This window comes from Microvirga guangxiensis (assembly GCF_900102135.1).
Classification (GTDB): Bacteria; Pseudomonadota; Alphaproteobacteria; order Rhizobiales; family Beijerinckiaceae; genus Microvirga; species Microvirga guangxiensis.
In genome coordinates this window covers 46496-60508 of sequence record NZ_FMVJ01000015.1, presented here as the reverse complement: position 1 = coordinate 60508, position 14013 = coordinate 46496, and the positions used below count along the sequence as shown (strand labels likewise).

The window sequence follows — 14013 nt, the reverse complement described above, 5'->3', positions numbered from 1 at the left end:
GGGCTCCGGGGCGATTGTTGAACGGCCCCCTGCTTTATCAGGTTTTATCCGGCCCGAATACGAGCTGCTGCACATGCGTGCGGTCATCGGAGTCGATGAGGCACAGGAGGTACCGGCTGATCGCCTCCTTGGCCTCGGGCTCCGCGTCCGCCAGCGCCCGCATGATCCGGCGCGTCTGGAGTTTGGCGAGCTTCAGGGCAAGGTCGCGCCCCTGGGGCGTGGCATGGAGCAGCCGCTGGCGACGGTCGGCCGTGCCCATGCGGCTTTCAATGAAGTCCTTCTCGATCAGCTCCTTGAGGACGCGGTTGAGGCTCTGCTTCGTGATTCTCAGGATGTCGAGCAACTCCGCAATCGTCAGCCCGGGCTGGCGGCTGACGAAGTGCAGCACCCGGTGATGCGCCCGGCCGAAGCCGTACTCGTCGAGAATCCTGTCCGGATCGCTGACGAAGTCGCGATAGGCAAAGAAGAACAACTCGATCAGGTCATAGGCCGGCGTCTCGATCAGGATATCCTTATCGAGGCTCTGCCGTTTGAAAGCCGGGATCGCGTCTGGCACCGTCCTCATCCAATTTTATGTCAGCCTTGTTGACATATCTCAGGACGATTGTTACTCGTCAAGCTGCTTTCGTGAAATGAATGAAATTGAAACGTCACGAATGCGACCGGAAATTACACGGCCCCGGTTTGCCACAAAGGTCGGCAGTTTAGGAGAAAAACATGTCCGCGACCCCCTTCGATCAACGTGATGGATGGATTTGGTACGACGGGCAGCTCGTACCCTGGAAGGATGCGCAGCTCCATGTCCTCTCGCACGGCCTTCATTACGGCTCGAGCGTATTCGAGGGTGAGCGCGCCTATGGGGGCGAGATCTTCAAGTCGACCGAGCATTCCGAGCGTTTGAGAAAGTCCGCCGAGATCCTCGACTTCGAGATTCCCTACAGCGCGGCCGAGATCGACGCCGCCAAGCGCCTCGTTCTGGAAAAGAACGGGATGACGGACGCTTATCTGCGCCCGGTGGCCTGGCGCGGTTCCGAGATGATGGGTGTGGCCGCTCAGACCAATAAGATCCACCTCGCCATCGCCTGTTGGGAATGGCCGTCCTATTTCGATCCGGCCCAGAAGATGAAGGGCATTCGCGTCGACATGGCGGAGTACCGCCGTCCCGATCCGGCCACCGCGCCGTCGGCCGCCAAGGCCGCCGGCCTCTACATGATCTGCACGATCTCGAAGCACAAGGCGGAGCGCAAGGGATATGCCGACGCGCTCATGCTGGATTGGCAGGGCCGCGTGGCCGAATGCACCGGCGCCAACGTGTTCTTCGTGAAGGACGGCGCGATTCATACGCCGATTGCCGACTGCTTCCTTGATGGCATCACGCGCCGCACGGTGATCGACCTCGCCAAGCGCCGCGGCCTCGAAGTCGTCGAGCGCCGGATCATGCCGGAGGAGATGTCAGGTTTCCAGGAATGCTTCATCACCGGAAGCGCGGCGGAAGTGACGCCCGTGGCGGAAATCGGTTCGTATACCTTCACGCCGGGCAACATCTCCAAGATGCTGATGGACGATTATACGGCAGAGGTGCAGCCCAAGGCCAAGGCGGCCTAAGGCTTTCCATCTCTTCGTATCGAACTTGTCATGGCCGGGCTTGTCCCGGCCATTTCCATTTTGAGGGCGCGGCGGTTCGAAGATCCGGATGCCTGCAAAAGTGCGGGCATGACGAGGGCATTTTCAAAAATCCTCTGCGTCGGGAATGCGGTTGAAGGCGATCTTCGCGCCTGCATAGCCGCCGGGGATTTCCACGGAAGGTCCCCAATGCAGAAGCGCATGTCCTTTGAGGGTCTGCCCGTGGTGGGTGTTGAGCCGGTCGGCGATCACGGACAGATATTCCATCCGGCGTTTCGTTTGAGCTTCCGCCGTGTATCCGAACAGATCCTCCTCGATGTCCCTCAGGGGCACCAGGTCGTAGAGCGCCACATGAACGCTGCGGCTGCGGCGCATGTCCTCCCGCTCGGCGTGGAGGAAAAGACGGCTCAAGGATGCGAGGAGTGAAGGGTCGTCCCAGGTTGGTGAAAAGCGATCCTCCCCATACCAGCCGGCGCTGTTCCTGTCGGTCAGCCAGAGAGCGAGAGCGCGAGCGGAGAACCCTGCGCGGCGCATGCGGCGCGAGGCTTTCACCAGCAGGACCCGGGCCGCGGCATAGGCGCCGCCCAGATGCCGCCAGTCGGCGGGCAGCACGCGGCCATGCCCGAACATGCGCCGCTGGGTCTCCGGGCGCTCGACTGTATAGCCGTGCAGTCCCATCCACATCCGCTCGCCTTCCACGCTGCCCCAAAGGCGGCGCATTTCCTTGGGCTGCAGGCGCAGGAGAGTGGCCATGTCGGTGACGCCGGCGCGGGCCAGACGCGCCGCGTTGCCCCGCGCGATGCCGGGAATATCGGTGAGCTCGAGCGAGAGCAGGGGCCCCGGCAGGTCCTCGGGGCGGATGGCGGCGAGCCCGTCCGGCTTGTTGGCCTCGGCTGCGATCTTCGCCAGAAGGTCGTTCGGGCCGAGACCCACCGAGCAGGTGAGCGTCGGGCCGATCCGTGTGGCGATGGCGTCTTTCACGCGCCTGCCGAGAGCCAAGCCTTCCGCCTGTTCGGAGGGAAGAAGAGCGCAGACCACCTCGTCGATCGAGCAAACGGCCTTGATCGGCACGATGCTCTCGATCACCTCGACGATGGTGCGGTGAAGCTCCACGTAACGCTCGTGCCGCGCATTCACGAAGATGAAGTTCGGAAGCTGCCGTCGCACATCGCGCACAGTGGCGCCGCGCTTGATCCCGAGGGCTTTCGCTTCCCGGCTGACGGCGATCAGGCCCGTATGCTCGGATGCAACGGGGATGACGCCCATGGGCTTGCCCCGGAGATGCGGCTGCAGGTGCTGCTCGGCGCTGGCGAAGAAGGAATCGAAATCCACATAAAGCCGCTCCAGGCCAGCCGGCTTGCGCATGATTGCCCACCTGTTTTTCATGAGTGAACAAAATGAGAACATAAGCTGGACTGTGAGTCGAGCGGTCGGCCTGTGGATAATGGGGACGAACCGCTGGGGGTAGCCCGTCTTTCCGTTGAGGAACCAAAGGCATGATTCCGATGTTCTCATTTTCGAACAAACAGAGAACAATAGGAGTCTCACATGGCATCGCACAGCAAGACTGCTAGCGGACACCCTTCAAAGGCGAAGTAGGCAAGCGGAGACGAAAATCCGAAGCTCGCTCCGAACGCAGCGGATAACCGGATCAAGGATCCGGAGGATTGGGTGAGCGGAGACGAGCCCATGACCGGCGCTCAAGCCTCTTATCTGAAGACCCTCTCGGAGCAGGCGCATCAGCCTGAAGCGTATGATCCGAAGCTCGACAAGGCCGAAGCCTCGAAGCGGATCGACAATCTCAAGCAGAACAAAGGCCATTGAGGCCGCTTGGGATCTCTCTTCTCCACAAAGCATTGGTTTCGGATGGCTCAGCCCTTTTGCAAAAGCTGGGCCATCACCACATAAGAGACCGGAGCATCATGCTCCTATGGGATGAAACGAAACGATGATGAAATTTGCTTCTCGCCGAAGTCGCGTCATGGTCGCACTGGCCGCCGCTTTGGTGCTGGCCGGCAGCGCTGCCGAGGCACGCGTCGGCGGAGGCCGAGGCGGCTTCGGCTCGCGCGGCGCGCGCACTTATTCTCCGCCTCCGGCTACCCGGACGGCGCCTGAGGCTGCTGCTCCCATTCAGCGCTCGCAGGTTCCGAACCAGGGCCAGAACCTCAACCGTCCCGGCGCCCCGGCTCCGAACGTCGCACAGCCGCGTCGCTTCGGCTTCGGCACGGGCCTCATGGCGGGCCTCTTCGGCGCTGGCCTTCTCGGCATGCTCATGGGCAACGGCTTCTTCGGCGGTCTCGGCGGCCTCGCTTCGATCATGGGTCTGCTGCTCCAGGTCGGCCTTATCGTCCTGCTGATCTCCTTCGCCATGAAGTGGTTCCGCCGCCGTCAGGAGCCGGCTTATGCGGGTCCGCAGAGCTATAACCGCTCGGCGGCCGGCGGCAGCGTGCCTCCGACGAACGGCACCCGCCCCGCCGCAGGCGGAATGGGCGGGGGCTTGGCAGGGGGCCTGGGCGGCCTCGGCGGTGGTGCTCTCGGCGGAGCGCTCGGTGGCCTGAAGCAGAATCGTCGCCGCACGGACGTGCGCGATGAAGTCGGCATCGGCGAGCAGGATTTTGCCGCCTTCGAGCGCTCGCTCGTGGAGCTGCAGGATGCCTATTCGCGCCAGGATATCGAGAAGATCTGGTCGATGGCCACGCCTGAGATGGCAGGCTACATCCAGGAAGAGCTGAACGATTACTCTGCGCGTGGTGTCGTGAACAAGGTCTCGGATACGCGCCTGCTCCAGGGCGATCTGTCCGAGGCGTGGCGTGAGGGGACGGCCGAGTATGCGACCGTCGCCATGCGCTTCTCGGTGATCGACGTGTTGACCGACAAGGCAACCGGGCGTGTGGTGGAAGGCGATGCCTCGACGCCGCAGGAAGCCACCGAGCTTTGGACGTTCCGCAGGGATCAGGGTAGCTCCTGGAAGATCTCCGCGATCCAGTTGGCTTAAAAACAACACTCCACATCAACAAGAAAGCGGCCGGTGAAAACCGGCCGCTTTTTCCTTGGACGACAGCGCTGAGGATTACTCGGCGGCGTGACGGCGATCCTTGTGCGATCCTTCGCGAACTTCCTCGATGATCTTGCTGACGAAAGCATCGAGGTCACCGGGATTGCGGCTGGTAATCAGGCCTTGATCGGTCACCACCGTCTCATCGCGCCACTCGCCGCCCGCATTTGCCACGTCCGTCTTGATCGATTGATAGGACGTGCATTTCTTGCCCTTGATGATGCCTGCTTCGATCAGCAGCCATGGGGCATGGCAGATGGCCGCAACCACTTTCCCGGACGAGTAGAATGCGCGGATGATCTCGATGGCTTTCTGCTCCATGCGCAACTTATCGGGATTGATCTGGCCGCCGGGCAGCACGAGCGCGTCATAGGCGGAGGGATCAATGCTCTCGATATCCTTGTCGACCTTTACGCTCTTGCCCCAATCCTTTTCGTCCCAGCCGCGGATCTCACCGGGCTTCATGCGCGATTTGGGTGCGGCAACCTCGACCGTTGCGCCGGCCTCGGAAAGCTTCTGCTGCGGCACCATGAGTTCCGACTGCTCGAAACCGTCTGTCGCCATAATGAGGATTTTGGCCTGTTGGATGTCAGGCATGGCATTCTCCATTGTTGTTCAGGGGTTGGCGATGGAACGGATGAAAGGGGCAGGGGTTCCGGAAAACCTCTTATGCGGAACCCGATCTGCATGGGCCTGTTGACCTCGTTCACGGACAATTCAATGAGGATGGAAAGCATGGTGAATCCAGGAGTGCCCACGAACGATCCGGTTCCGGGTGGAAACATTCCGAGCGAAGTGCCTCCGAGCCCCGAGCCGGATGAGATGCCGGATACGGGCCCGACAGGTCCGCGCACGCCTTATCCTGTGAACGATCCCGGTATCACGGATCCGACAGGACCGGGTTCCGAGCCCGATTATCTTCCGGGCACCCCCACGGCGCCGGGCACGCGGTTCTAAGGATCAGATGTCCAAGATCGCGTAGGGTTTGCCGGTCGGCTTCTCGATGTGCTTGGCAACGTTGTAGACCGGCTGCCCGCCGGGCGTGCGCCCCTCGAAGCGGCCACGATGGGCGTGGCCGTGGACGATGGCGTTCACCTTGAACCGGTCTATGGTCTCCGCCAGACGCGAGGAGCCGAGAAAAGGATAGATCTCCAGCGGCTCGCTCTCGATGGTGTCAACGACCGGCGCGTAGTGGAGAATGACCATGGAGCGCTTGGCGCGAACCTGCCTCATGGCGTTCTCGAGCCGCAGCGTCTCGTTCATGGTTTCATTGACGAACTGCTTCATGGCGGGCTCGCCGAAATAGCCCAGCATGCGCCGTCCGAAACCGCCGGCGAAACCTTTCACGCCGACGAAGCCGACGCCGTCGATCTCCACCGATTGCCCGTCAAGAACCTTCATGCCCGCATCGCGCAGAATGTGGGCGACTTCTTCATGCGCGCCGCACTCGTAATCGTGATTGCCGAGCACGCCCACGACAGGGATCGAGCATGCCTTGAGATCCTGCGCGAGAAGCTCCGCCTCCTTCGGCTTGCCAAGGTCTGTCAGATCGCCTGCAAGGACGAGAACATCTGCTTCCTTGGAGATTTCGCCGAACAGCTCGCGATAGGAATCGCTGTTGTCTTCACGCACGTGAAGGTCGCCCATGGCAGCGACCTTCAGGGTCTTCTCAACATCACTCATTCCGCCATTCACCTTCGCCGCCGACATCGGCGAAGCCCCATTGCTTCACATCGATTTCATAATCCACGCGCGAGAACATCCGTCCCCGGCACACTTTCATCTGCGGCGGAGGCAGGTCGCGCTGCTTGGCCAGTCGATCGAGCAACTCGTCCATGACCCAGCTCGGAATCTTGTCGCGCTCGGACGGGTAGATCCAACGGAAGTTGAGCAGGTGCATCAGCAGCACTTCCCAGTGCACTTCCATGTAGGCAAGCAGGCGATGCCAGTCGATCTGATCGTGGGCTTTCAGAAAGGTATGCGCTACATCGGCGCCATCGTAGCGATGGCGGAGCTGGATGAAGCACTTGGACCAGACGAGTTCGGTGGGCCCCACGATGCGCACGGGAGTGCCGAACACCTCGATCTGTCGCGCGTGCTCGAACCACGGATCGCCGATCGGCATGGTGCCGTTCGAGGAAGCAAAAATCACATCGAAGAAATATTGGCCCTTGAAGACTTTGCCGAGCCAGCGCTCGTCCTCGATCTCAATGGAGTACCCGAGGCCTTTGAAATGCGACAAGACCCGCGTGTAGTCACCAGCCTTGCAGAAGATATCGAGATCCTTCGTCGGCCGCGTGATGCCGGTATAGGCCGAGAGAGCATAGGTTCCTGCAAGCAGGAAGGGCAGGCCGAGCTCGTTCAGTTCCCGCAGAGCCTCGGCATAGAACGCCTCGGATTCAGGATATTTCAAAGTCGGTTCCGCCTTGGCGTCCATAACAGGGACGCTGTAGGGAGGGTTCGACGTCAGGTCTGGATCGTGAACTGCCATAGGCCTTATCCAAAGCGGGGCCGATGGTGGCCCGCGTTCGACAACCCTATGGCAGTAATGAAGTTCCGCCGCGGCTCAGTTTGCGGTCTGGGGGCGCATCACGCGCCCATCCGCTTCTGCTCGCGCTTGGCGTTCCCGCCTTCCATCCTGAGCAATCCCAGGGATTTCCAGAACGGCCTCACCTTCTCGTCATTGACGGCGAGATGAGCCTCGAGGACCCGAAGGCTCTCGTCTGCGCCCTTCAACTCCTGCCCCTCTTTGGACACCTTGAGGCCCGCTTGATTCATATGATTCAGAACGGCCTGGGACAGGTCCTTCTCCTCATTGTGAAGCGCAAGCCAGATCAGCGCACCGATACGGTCATGAGGCACGCCTCCGCCAAGAACGGGCGATGCGAACGTGTTGAGGGGAGCGCCGGACTTCACGCGCTCCGCAGCGACCGCGTTGAAGCGCTCCGCACGGAGCTTGCGCTCCAGGAGACCCTGGTCGGGAAGACAAGGATGGCAGGCATTCTGATCGATCAGGTAAAAGATTCCCTGGAGGATCCGATCCAGCTTGAACCGCTCGAGTTCCGGAAGGCTCGCGATCTCGCGCAAGGCGCGCGGTCCTGGCGTGAGGGCTGCGACCAAGCCATTGAAGAGATCGGGGTTCAGTTTGATGGAGAAGCGGCTTCCCTTCATGTCCTGAGAAGGATTGCCGTTCGTCAGCGCAAATCTCGTGTCCAGCCATTTCTCGGTAATGGCCTGAGCGCCAGGTCTCACAGGACCTTTGACGAAGATGTCGGACCGGAACTGCTGATTGATGATGTGATCGCGCACCGTCTCGCGAAAATGCACGTCGTCGATGCCGGCAAGAAGATCCCGTTGCTCCTGTGTCAGATGGATCATGTCGAGGCCCGCCGTCGTGCTGGCGGGACCCACCCATGTGAGTTTGGCCTCCGACAGTTCGCGGGCCACATCCATGAAGTAGAACGGCGTCAAATCGCGATTGAAATACTCATGCGCGACGTAGTTGAGATTGTTCTTCTTGATGCGCTCGATGCGACCAGCCAGCGATGGCTGGCTTTGGAAATAGCTGGCTTCCAGACGGTTGAGCGTTTCGGCGAAATCGAGAGATGCGGAAATGCGCGGCAGCAACGGGCGGGATGCGCCCTGCATGTCTGCGTGCTCGATCATAAGACGCCGGAGCGGCATGACGGATGCCCATCCGGGCATGCAGTTGTAGGAGATGTAGACGATGCCGCCCGGCTTCAGCTTCCTGGCAATGAAGCGAACGATCTCCTGCCGCGCCTCCGCCGAGATCCAGCTATAGATGCCATGAAGGGTGATGAAGTCGAAATCCGGCAGGTCATCGCGTTGCAGATACTCGCCGAAGCTGTCGTTCGAGAAATGCACATTGCCGAGCTTGGCCGCCCGCGCCAGATCCTGTGCGCCGGCAATATGGCTTGGATTGAAGTCGGTTGCATAGAACTCGATATGCGGATTGCCGGCAGCCAGAACATTGGCTGTGTAGCCCTGTCCGCAGCCCAGCTCGCAATAAGTGCGCGGCTCCAGATCGGCCCCGGGAGCCTGCACCCCGCGCAGGAGTGCGTACAGGCTCAGCAGATTGGGCGTCAGGCCCTTATAGAAGCCGTGGGTGTACTCGACGTCCGTGACGTAGCCCGAACTCCAATTGGTCATGGTCGATCCATTCGATCTGCAATGTTTTTGATGAAATAACGTTGCAATAATACTTTGCAGATCGAATGGCCGGGATCAAGCCTTCATATGGTCTTCCGGGAAGCTAGTGGTCCCCGTGAGAGACCCTTACGTCTCGCGGGCTGTTCAGGATTTCAAGCAGGCTGGTGGCGATGTGCCTGGCTTCGTCATCCTTGAGGCGAAGCAGGAAGGGGGGCATCATGCCGGCCTGCAGGCCCACCACGGCAAGACCATGCTCGTCGGTGCCGACATCGATGGTCGAGGACGTGACCTCCACCAGCTCCTCGGGAGCGTCTTCTCCCGCATTTTCGCTGCTTTCGCCGATTGCGATGAGAAGCTGGCTGAGGGCCTTGACCAGCGAGCGGGCAGCGTGAGGGTCCATGACCACCGCTGTCGACTGCTCGCCTTTCTGGAAGGCGATCTGAATGTTGTCACCTTCGAGCGTGACGGAAATACCTGCCATCGTCGTCCTCATCCTTCCCGTCAGATATGAGGTCGTGCGTCTGAGGGAAAAGGCAAGGTCCTGATACGGCAGATGCGCCCCGCTCCCAAGAGCAAAAGGGCGCATCCGCGAGGGGCTCGCGAGCTTTCAGGGGATAGAAGGATAATCGCCCTGAAATGCCGGTGGGGTCAGGTGCGGTTCTTGCGGCTTGTCGTGTCGCCGGTCCCTCCCGTGTTCATTTCGGGCTGGCCCACCGTTCCGGCGCCTGCCGCGCCTGCGCCGGAGAGCATGCTGCCGCCCATGCCCATATCAGCGTATTGCTGGACGCGCAGGTTGTTCTGCACATGGGTGACGCCCGAGACGGATTCCGCGATGTCCTCCGCATGCCGTTTCTCGAAGCGGCTGTTGACGGTGCCGCTCAAGGTGACCTCGCGGCCCGAAACCGAGACTTCGATTTCCGATGCATCGATATGCGGATCATCCGTAAGGCGGTCATTCACATCGTCCATGATCCGCTCATCGGAACGCTGATAGCCCTTCGGTCCGCGTCCGCGATGATAGCCCGCCTCGCGCATGTCCCGGTCACGGCGGCGCTCGGCATCCTCGTCGCCGAACCAGGAGCGGACCTCGTCCCCGGCGCGCTCGAAGAACCCTCTGTCCTCATTGTAATCACGGGAGCCCCGACCGAACGTGTCGGAGCCGGAACGGTCCTGATCCCATCCGTATGAACTCCCCGAACGGCGATAGTCCCGGTCACGATCCCGGCCTTCGCCGGAGCGGAAGAGGGAGGACGCGTTGTAGTCACGGTCTTCGCCGACAACGTCGCGCCAGTCGCGGGCGGAGCCGCCTGTGCCATAACCGGCGGAATCCCCATAGTCGCGCCTGGGTGTTCTGTCTTCGCGGGCGCGGTCGTAACCGGCGCGGTCATTACCGAAGCCTCGGCGGGCGATATAGCCGTCGTCATCGCGATAGCGATCATTGGCCATGGGAGCGCTCCTTCCGTTGTTCTTGCCGTCGTTCATGGGTACGGCCCGCCGACGGGCAGGGCCTTGCTCCTTCAACGTGAGGAGGCAGAAGCCGTTCCTCCGAAGGGTTTTGAACAGCCATGGTTGAACGGGTTCGCCGGGTTCGCATTGACGATGGCGCAACGCTTTCACGAGCAGAGGTCTCCCATGGCGGAACTATCGGGTTTGAGCGACGAGGCATTGGCGGTCTTCGCCTTTGCTGCCTATCACCAGTTGTCCAGCGGGCAGGCCGTCAGGCGGGTCGTCCAGCGCGACGGAGCAGGGCACAAAGCCAGCGACACGGCTGTTTCCGAGTTGACAGGGAGGGGGCTGATCGAAGCCGATGGGGAGGAGATCCGCTTTACGGACAAAGGCGAGGAGGCATTGCAGATGCTTATTTCAAGCCTGCGCGGCAGCCGGGATACCTAAGAAGGCTTAGCCGTTCTGCCTTGCAATTGCCCCATCCTTCCCCTACTTATTCTCGCATCGACATTTGGCCGGACGACTGGGCTACACCGCTTTGGCACTGCCGGGCGCACGTTCCTTCTCTCTACCAATATCGACTAGCGGGCGTAATTGGCCTCAAGCCCCCGCCCACGTGCAAACGACAGCGAAAGGATTTCCCATGGAAACGGGAACCGTGAAGTGGTACAATGAAACCAAGGGTTATGGTTTCATCCAGCCCGACAACGGCGGCAAGGACGTGTTCGTCCATGCAACGGCGCTTGAGCGCGCCGGCATGCGTGGTCTGCGCGAGGGTCAGAAGATCTCGTACGAGCTTCAGACGGATCAGCGTACCGGCCGCGCCTCTGCAGTGAACCTGCAGAACGCCTAAGGTTTGATACTTGAGGGCGTGCCTGGCACGCTCTCTTGCTTATCGGCCGTTCCGCTTAAGGAGCGGCTTTTTTTGTTACGAGGAAGACTTTGCATGGCAAAGGAAGAACTGATCACCTTTGAAGGACTTGTGACCGAAATTCTGCCGGATGCGCGCTATCGCGTGCAGCTCGACAATGGCCATGAGGTCATTGCCTATACGGCCGGCAAGATGAAGAAGAACCGCATCAAGACGCTCGCGGGCGACCGCGTGACCGTCGAGATGTCGCCCTACGACCTTGAAAAGGGCAGGCTCATCTTCCGCCACAAGGACTCGGGTGCATCGTCCGGCCCCCGCCCGCCGCAACGCGGAAATCAGCAGTTCCGGCGTCGGTGAGCCGGTTGCGCGCCTCCTGAGGGCAGCGCAGGCCACGTTCCGCATGCTTCGACAAGCGAAAAGCCCGGGAGCGGTCATCCGCTTCACCGGGCTTTGGCGTTTGGGATCAGGCTCCACTCAGGCGACGGCGGCGTGCATCACCGAAAGGGTTACGCGATCGGGGCCGATATCCTCGTCCATATCCTCGAGGTGCATGAGCTCGGCGAGGCGGTTACGGGCGCGGTTGACGCGGCTCTTGATGGTGCCCACCGCGCAGCCGCAGATCTCGGCAGCCTGCTCGTAGGAAAAGCCCGAGGCTCCGACCAGCAGCAATGCCTCACGCTGATCGTGCGGCAGCCGTGCGAGCGCCCTCTGCAGGTCTTCGAAGTCGAGATGGGGCATTTGATCGGGCTGAACCGAAAGGGTGGCGGCATACTTGCCGTCGGCATCCTCAACCTCGCGCCGCCGCTTGCGGTATTCGGAATGAAAAAGGTTGCGCAGGATAGTGAAGAGCCACGCCTGCATGTTGGTGCCGGGTTGAAAGCGAGCGATGTTCGCGATCGCCCGCATCAATGTCTCCTGCACCAGATCGTCCGCGCGGTCCACGTTGTTCGTCAGAGAAATGGCGAACGCGCGCAGGTTCGGCGTTGCCTTGAGCATGGAATCGCGAAGATCGGTATCGATGCTCATGATTGCTGCTTCTCCGGCGTCCGTTCGTCCAAACGATTGATGATTTCGATGAACCGATCCGGAACCGGCTGCTCGCCGAGCGCCAGGGCTTCATAGAACTGGCGCAGACGCTGGCCGAGTTGGGCCTGGACAGAGCGGCTGAGCGCCGGCGATGAAGATTTTCTGAGGCCCGGAACAGGCTCTGGATCAAACTGAGGCATTTGCTTTGGAATCTTTTTTTGCATGGGGTCCGGATCCGTATGAGGCGGCGACCTCCCGCAGGGTCGCGCTCAAGGAGGCACCCAATCGCCGTGAGTGTAACGCCAAGCCAGTTTGATCGTTCCGTTACGGCAGAGGTTCCTTTGTGTGCATTGGCATAACGTTCAGGGAACCAAATTCGAATGGCCAAGTTTCTCTGCAACAGCTCATTTTCGGCTGAGGTTGAGCCTCTCCTCCCTCATGAACATTCATGAGGAAAGGCGCAAACCTCCGCGGAAGCTCTACAGGAGGCAACACAATGGCTATCAGTACTATCCTTCTTATTCTCATCATCCTGCTGCTGATCGGTGCGGTGCCGGCATGGCCCCATAGCCGTGGCTGGGGGTATGGCCCGAGCGGTCTGCTCGGCGTGATCCTGCTGATCCTGATTGTCCTATTGCTTATGGGGCGAATCTGACGGGGTCGATGCAAGACTGACCAAGAGGCGGCCGAGAGGCCGCCTTTTTGCGTGCAGATTCATGGTCAAGGTTGTGTGGATCCGCACATTGCCGAGATCGTTTGCGCCCTACCTTCATCTCGGTCGCGGCCATTCAACGGCAGACATCGACCCCTTACGATGCTGCGTTATTTTTGGAGGCCGGACTTCTCTTCCCGATGCGTGTGCCGGGTGAGACCCCCGTCATCTGTTGCCCCCTGAGCGGATGACGGGGGACATTCTTTCGAATGGGCTTCCCCTAGCCTGACAAAACATTCCGGATCTTTGCTGAGAAGTGTAAATTGGATCACGGGGGCTCGGAGGAAGCGATGCCCATATTCCTCGATCGGCATGACTTGAAGGGATTGACGGCGGCGGATGTTGCGGAGGCTCATCGGAAGGACTTGGAGGTGCAGGGGCATTATGGAGTCCGCTTCCTGACCTATTGGTTCGATGACACGCGCGGCACAGCTTTCTGCCTTATCGATGCTCCCGACATTCAAACGGCAATGCGGGTTCATGACGAGGCTCATGGCGAGATCGCACGGGATGTCATCGAAGTCGATTTATCCGCTGTCGAAGCCTTCCTGGGTCGCGTTTCCGATCCGATGCCCGTTGAAACGGCCATCGATCCGGCCATGCGCACCATCATGTTTACGGACATCGTCGATTCAACCGGAATGACGGCCCGTCTGGGCGATGTCCGCGCTGTCGAAATGGTGCGCGCTCATGATGCCTTGGTTCGTCGGGCCCTGCATCGCAAGGGCGGACGCGAGATCAAGCACACCGGCGATGGGATCATGGCAGCCTTCGACGATGCCGAAGCGGGCGTGGAATGCGCTCGTGCCATCCAGCAGGCCTTCGATGCCTTCAACCTCGCCAGTCAGGAGAAATTGCGGGTTCGCATAGGGCTGGATGCTGGCGAGCCGGTTGCCGACCACAACGATCTTTTCGGCGCGACCGTGCAGACAGCCGCTCGCCTCTGTCAGAGCGCAGAGCCGGACTCCATCGTCGTGTCCGAGGAAGTGTCCAGATTTCTGGCGGGCCGTGTTGAACTCGTCGAACTCGGGCAAAGAACTTTGAAAGGTTTTTCGCGGCCGGTCCGCGCGTACGAGGTGGCCTGGCGTTGAGACACATGAAGAAGGGGCG

The 14013-nt window shown here is 60.7% G+C and carries 18 protein-coding genes and 1 pseudogene; 9 read left to right on the top strand and 10 right to left on the bottom strand.

Going from position 1 to position 14013, the window contains the following annotated elements; translation table 11 throughout:
* Window positions 1-37 precede the first annotated feature (37 nt).
* The gene (locus tag BLP10_RS19980; RefSeq protein ID WP_091138647.1) at window positions 38-565 is read right to left on the bottom strand and encodes a MarR family winged helix-turn-helix transcriptional regulator; all 528 of its coding nucleotides are present in this window, start codon (window positions 563-565) and stop codon (window positions 38-40) included.
* A 152-nt stretch (window positions 566-717) separates the two neighbouring features.
* Between BLP10_RS19980 and BLP10_RS19975 the strand changes: the two genes are divergently transcribed.
* The gene (locus BLP10_RS19975) at window positions 718-1605 is read left to right on the top strand and encodes a branched-chain amino acid aminotransferase (protein WP_091138644.1); all 888 of its coding nucleotides are present in this window, start codon (window positions 718-720) and stop codon (window positions 1603-1605) included.
* Window positions 1606-1728: 123 nt separating this feature from the next.
* Here BLP10_RS19975 and BLP10_RS19970 read toward each other — a convergent pair whose 3' ends face one another.
* Window positions 1729-2988 (bottom strand): Y-family DNA polymerase, encoded by a 1260-nt coding sequence (locus BLP10_RS19970; protein ID WP_210183646.1) that lies wholly within the window; start codon window positions 2986-2988, stop codon window positions 1729-1731.
* 246 nt (window positions 2989-3234) lie between these two features.
* On the opposite strand from BLP10_RS19970, the pseudogene BLP10_RS19965 reads away from it, so the two are divergent.
* A pseudogene (locus tag BLP10_RS19965) lies at window positions 3235-3447 on the top strand (DUF3072 domain-containing protein); the annotation flags it as partial.
* A 124-nt stretch (window positions 3448-3571) separates the two neighbouring features.
* On the top strand, window positions 3572-4618 hold the full coding sequence (locus BLP10_RS19960; protein WP_091138636.1) for a Tim44 domain-containing protein: 1047 nt from the start codon (window positions 3572-3574) through the stop codon (window positions 4616-4618).
* A 75-nt stretch (window positions 4619-4693) separates the two neighbouring features.
* On the opposite strand, the gene BLP10_RS19955 is transcribed toward BLP10_RS19960, so the two are convergent.
* Window positions 4694-5275 (bottom strand): type 1 glutamine amidotransferase domain-containing protein, encoded by a 582-nt coding sequence (locus tag BLP10_RS19955; protein WP_091138791.1) that lies wholly within the window; start codon window positions 5273-5275, stop codon window positions 4694-4696.
* Window positions 5276-5413: 138 nt separating this feature from the next.
* Between BLP10_RS19955 and BLP10_RS19950 the strand changes: the two genes are divergently transcribed.
* Entirely contained in the window at window positions 5414-5635 is a 222-nt protein-coding gene (locus BLP10_RS19950) for a hypothetical protein (RefSeq protein ID WP_091138788.1), read from the top strand.
* A 3-nt stretch (window positions 5636-5638) separates the two neighbouring features.
* Here BLP10_RS19950 and BLP10_RS19945 read toward each other — a convergent pair whose 3' ends face one another.
* From BLP10_RS19945 to BLP10_RS19925, 5 genes are all read right to left on the bottom strand, one after another.
* Window positions 5639-6361: a metallophosphoesterase family protein gene (locus tag BLP10_RS19945; protein WP_091138786.1), complete on the bottom strand. Its 723-nt coding sequence runs from the start codon at window positions 6359-6361 to the stop codon at window positions 5639-5641.
* Window positions 6354-7169 carry a nucleotidyltransferase family protein gene (locus BLP10_RS19940; protein ID WP_244510723.1) on the bottom strand — a complete coding sequence of 272 codons (816 nt, stop codon included), beginning with the start codon at window positions 7167-7169 and terminating at the stop codon, window positions 6354-6356. Before BLP10_RS19940 ends, BLP10_RS19945 begins: the two co-directional genes overlap by 8 nt.
* A gap of 98 nt (window positions 7170-7267) precedes the next feature.
* Window positions 7268-8848, bottom strand: a complete 1581-nt coding sequence (locus BLP10_RS19935; protein WP_091138632.1) for a class I SAM-dependent methyltransferase — start codon at window positions 8846-8848, stop codon at window positions 7268-7270.
* A gap of 103 nt (window positions 8849-8951) precedes the next feature.
* On the bottom strand, window positions 8952-9329 hold the full coding sequence (locus BLP10_RS19930) for a hypothetical protein (protein WP_091138629.1): 378 nt from the start codon (window positions 9327-9329) through the stop codon (window positions 8952-8954).
* Window positions 9330-9496: 167 nt separating this feature from the next.
* Complete coding sequence (locus tag BLP10_RS19925) at window positions 9497-10294, bottom strand: BON domain-containing protein (protein WP_091138783.1); 798 nt, start codon at window positions 10292-10294, stop codon at window positions 9497-9499.
* A gap of 186 nt (window positions 10295-10480) precedes the next feature.
* Between BLP10_RS19925 and BLP10_RS19920 the strand changes: the two genes are divergently transcribed.
* The 3 genes from BLP10_RS19920 (at window position 10481) to infA (ending at window position 11522) form a co-directional block, all read left to right on the top strand.
* On the top strand, window positions 10481-10741 hold the full coding sequence (locus tag BLP10_RS19920; protein WP_139165549.1) for a hypothetical protein: 261 nt from the start codon (window positions 10481-10483) through the stop codon (window positions 10739-10741).
* Window positions 10742-10937: 196 nt separating this feature from the next.
* Window positions 10938-11147, top strand: a complete 210-nt coding sequence (locus BLP10_RS19915) for a cold-shock protein (RefSeq protein ID WP_091138623.1) — start codon at window positions 10938-10940, stop codon at window positions 11145-11147.
* A 93-nt stretch (window positions 11148-11240) separates the two neighbouring features.
* Window positions 11241-11522: a translation initiation factor IF-1 gene (gene infA / locus BLP10_RS19910; protein WP_009494617.1), complete on the top strand. Its 282-nt coding sequence runs from the start codon at window positions 11241-11243 to the stop codon at window positions 11520-11522.
* 117 nt (window positions 11523-11639) lie between these two features.
* Here infA and BLP10_RS19905 read toward each other — a convergent pair whose 3' ends face one another.
* The gene (locus BLP10_RS19905) at window positions 11640-12191 is read right to left on the bottom strand and encodes a sigma-70 family RNA polymerase sigma factor (protein ID WP_091138620.1); all 552 of its coding nucleotides are present in this window, start codon (window positions 12189-12191) and stop codon (window positions 11640-11642) included.
* Window positions 12188-12391, bottom strand: coding sequence for a NepR family anti-sigma factor (locus BLP10_RS19900; protein WP_091138618.1), 204 nt, complete (start codon window positions 12389-12391; stop codon window positions 12188-12190). Before BLP10_RS19900 ends, BLP10_RS19905 begins: the two co-directional genes overlap by 4 nt.
* 296 nt (window positions 12392-12687) lie before the next feature.
* Between BLP10_RS19900 and BLP10_RS19895 the strand changes: the two genes are divergently transcribed.
* Both BLP10_RS19895 and BLP10_RS19890 read left to right on the top strand, forming a co-directional pair.
* Window positions 12688-12846 carry a DUF3309 family protein gene (locus BLP10_RS19895; protein WP_091138615.1) on the top strand — a complete coding sequence of 53 codons (159 nt, stop codon included), beginning with the start codon at window positions 12688-12690 and terminating at the stop codon, window positions 12844-12846.
* Window positions 12847-13193: 347 nt separating this feature from the next.
* Complete coding sequence (locus BLP10_RS19890; RefSeq protein WP_091138780.1) at window positions 13194-13994, top strand: nickel-binding protein; 801 nt, start codon at window positions 13194-13196, stop codon at window positions 13992-13994.
* The last annotated feature ends 19 nt before the right edge of the window (window positions 13995-14013 follow it).

Coding starts and splice junctions, on each gene's coding strand:
- BLP10_RS19970 (WP_210183646.1), bottom strand. CDS start 2,988: ATGCGCAAGCCGGCTGGCCTGGAGCGGCTTTATGTGGATTTCGATTCC.
- BLP10_RS19915 (WP_091138623.1), top strand. CDS start 10,938: ATGGAAACGGGAACCGTGAAGTGGTACAATGAAACCAAGGGTTATGGT.
- BLP10_RS19975 (WP_091138644.1), top strand. CDS start 718: ATGTCCGCGACCCCCTTCGATCAACGTGATGGATGGATTTGGTACGAC.
- BLP10_RS19930 (WP_091138629.1), bottom strand. CDS start 9,329: ATGGCAGGTATTTCCGTCACGCTCGAAGGTGACAACATTCAGATCGCC.
- BLP10_RS19900 (WP_091138618.1), bottom strand. CDS start 12,391: ATGCCTCAGTTTGATCCAGAGCCTGTTCCGGGCCTCAGAAAATCTTCA.
- BLP10_RS19905 (WP_091138620.1), bottom strand. CDS start 12,191: ATGAGCATCGATACCGATCTTCGCGATTCCATGCTCAAGGCAACGCCG.
- BLP10_RS19890 (WP_091138780.1), top strand. CDS start 13,194: ATGCCCATATTCCTCGATCGGCATGACTTGAAGGGATTGACGGCGGCG.
- BLP10_RS19980 (WP_091138647.1), bottom strand. CDS start 565: ATGAGGACGGTGCCAGACGCGATCCCGGCTTTCAAACGGCAGAGCCTC.
- BLP10_RS19945 (WP_091138786.1), bottom strand. CDS start 6,361: ATGAGTGATGTTGAGAAGACCCTGAAGGTCGCTGCCATGGGCGACCTT.
- BLP10_RS19935 (WP_091138632.1), bottom strand. CDS start 8,848: ATGACCAATTGGAGTTCGGGCTACGTCACGGACGTCGAGTACACCCAC.
- BLP10_RS19960 (WP_091138636.1), top strand. CDS start 3,572: ATGATGAAATTTGCTTCTCGCCGAAGTCGCGTCATGGTCGCACTGGCC.
- BLP10_RS19925 (WP_091138783.1), bottom strand. CDS start 10,294: ATGGCCAATGATCGCTATCGCGATGACGACGGCTATATCGCCCGCCGA.
- BLP10_RS19950 (WP_091138788.1), top strand. CDS start 5,414: ATGGTGAATCCAGGAGTGCCCACGAACGATCCGGTTCCGGGTGGAAAC.
- infA (WP_009494617.1), top strand. CDS start 11,241: ATGGCAAAGGAAGAACTGATCACCTTTGAAGGACTTGTGACCGAAATT.
- BLP10_RS19920 (WP_139165549.1), top strand. CDS start 10,481: ATGGCGGAACTATCGGGTTTGAGCGACGAGGCATTGGCGGTCTTCGCC.
- BLP10_RS19940 (WP_244510723.1), bottom strand. CDS start 7,169: ATGGCAGTTCACGATCCAGACCTGACGTCGAACCCTCCCTACAGCGTC.
- BLP10_RS19895 (WP_091138615.1), top strand. CDS start 12,688: ATGGCTATCAGTACTATCCTTCTTATTCTCATCATCCTGCTGCTGATC.
- BLP10_RS19955 (WP_091138791.1), bottom strand. CDS start 5,275: ATGCCTGACATCCAACAGGCCAAAATCCTCATTATGGCGACAGACGGT.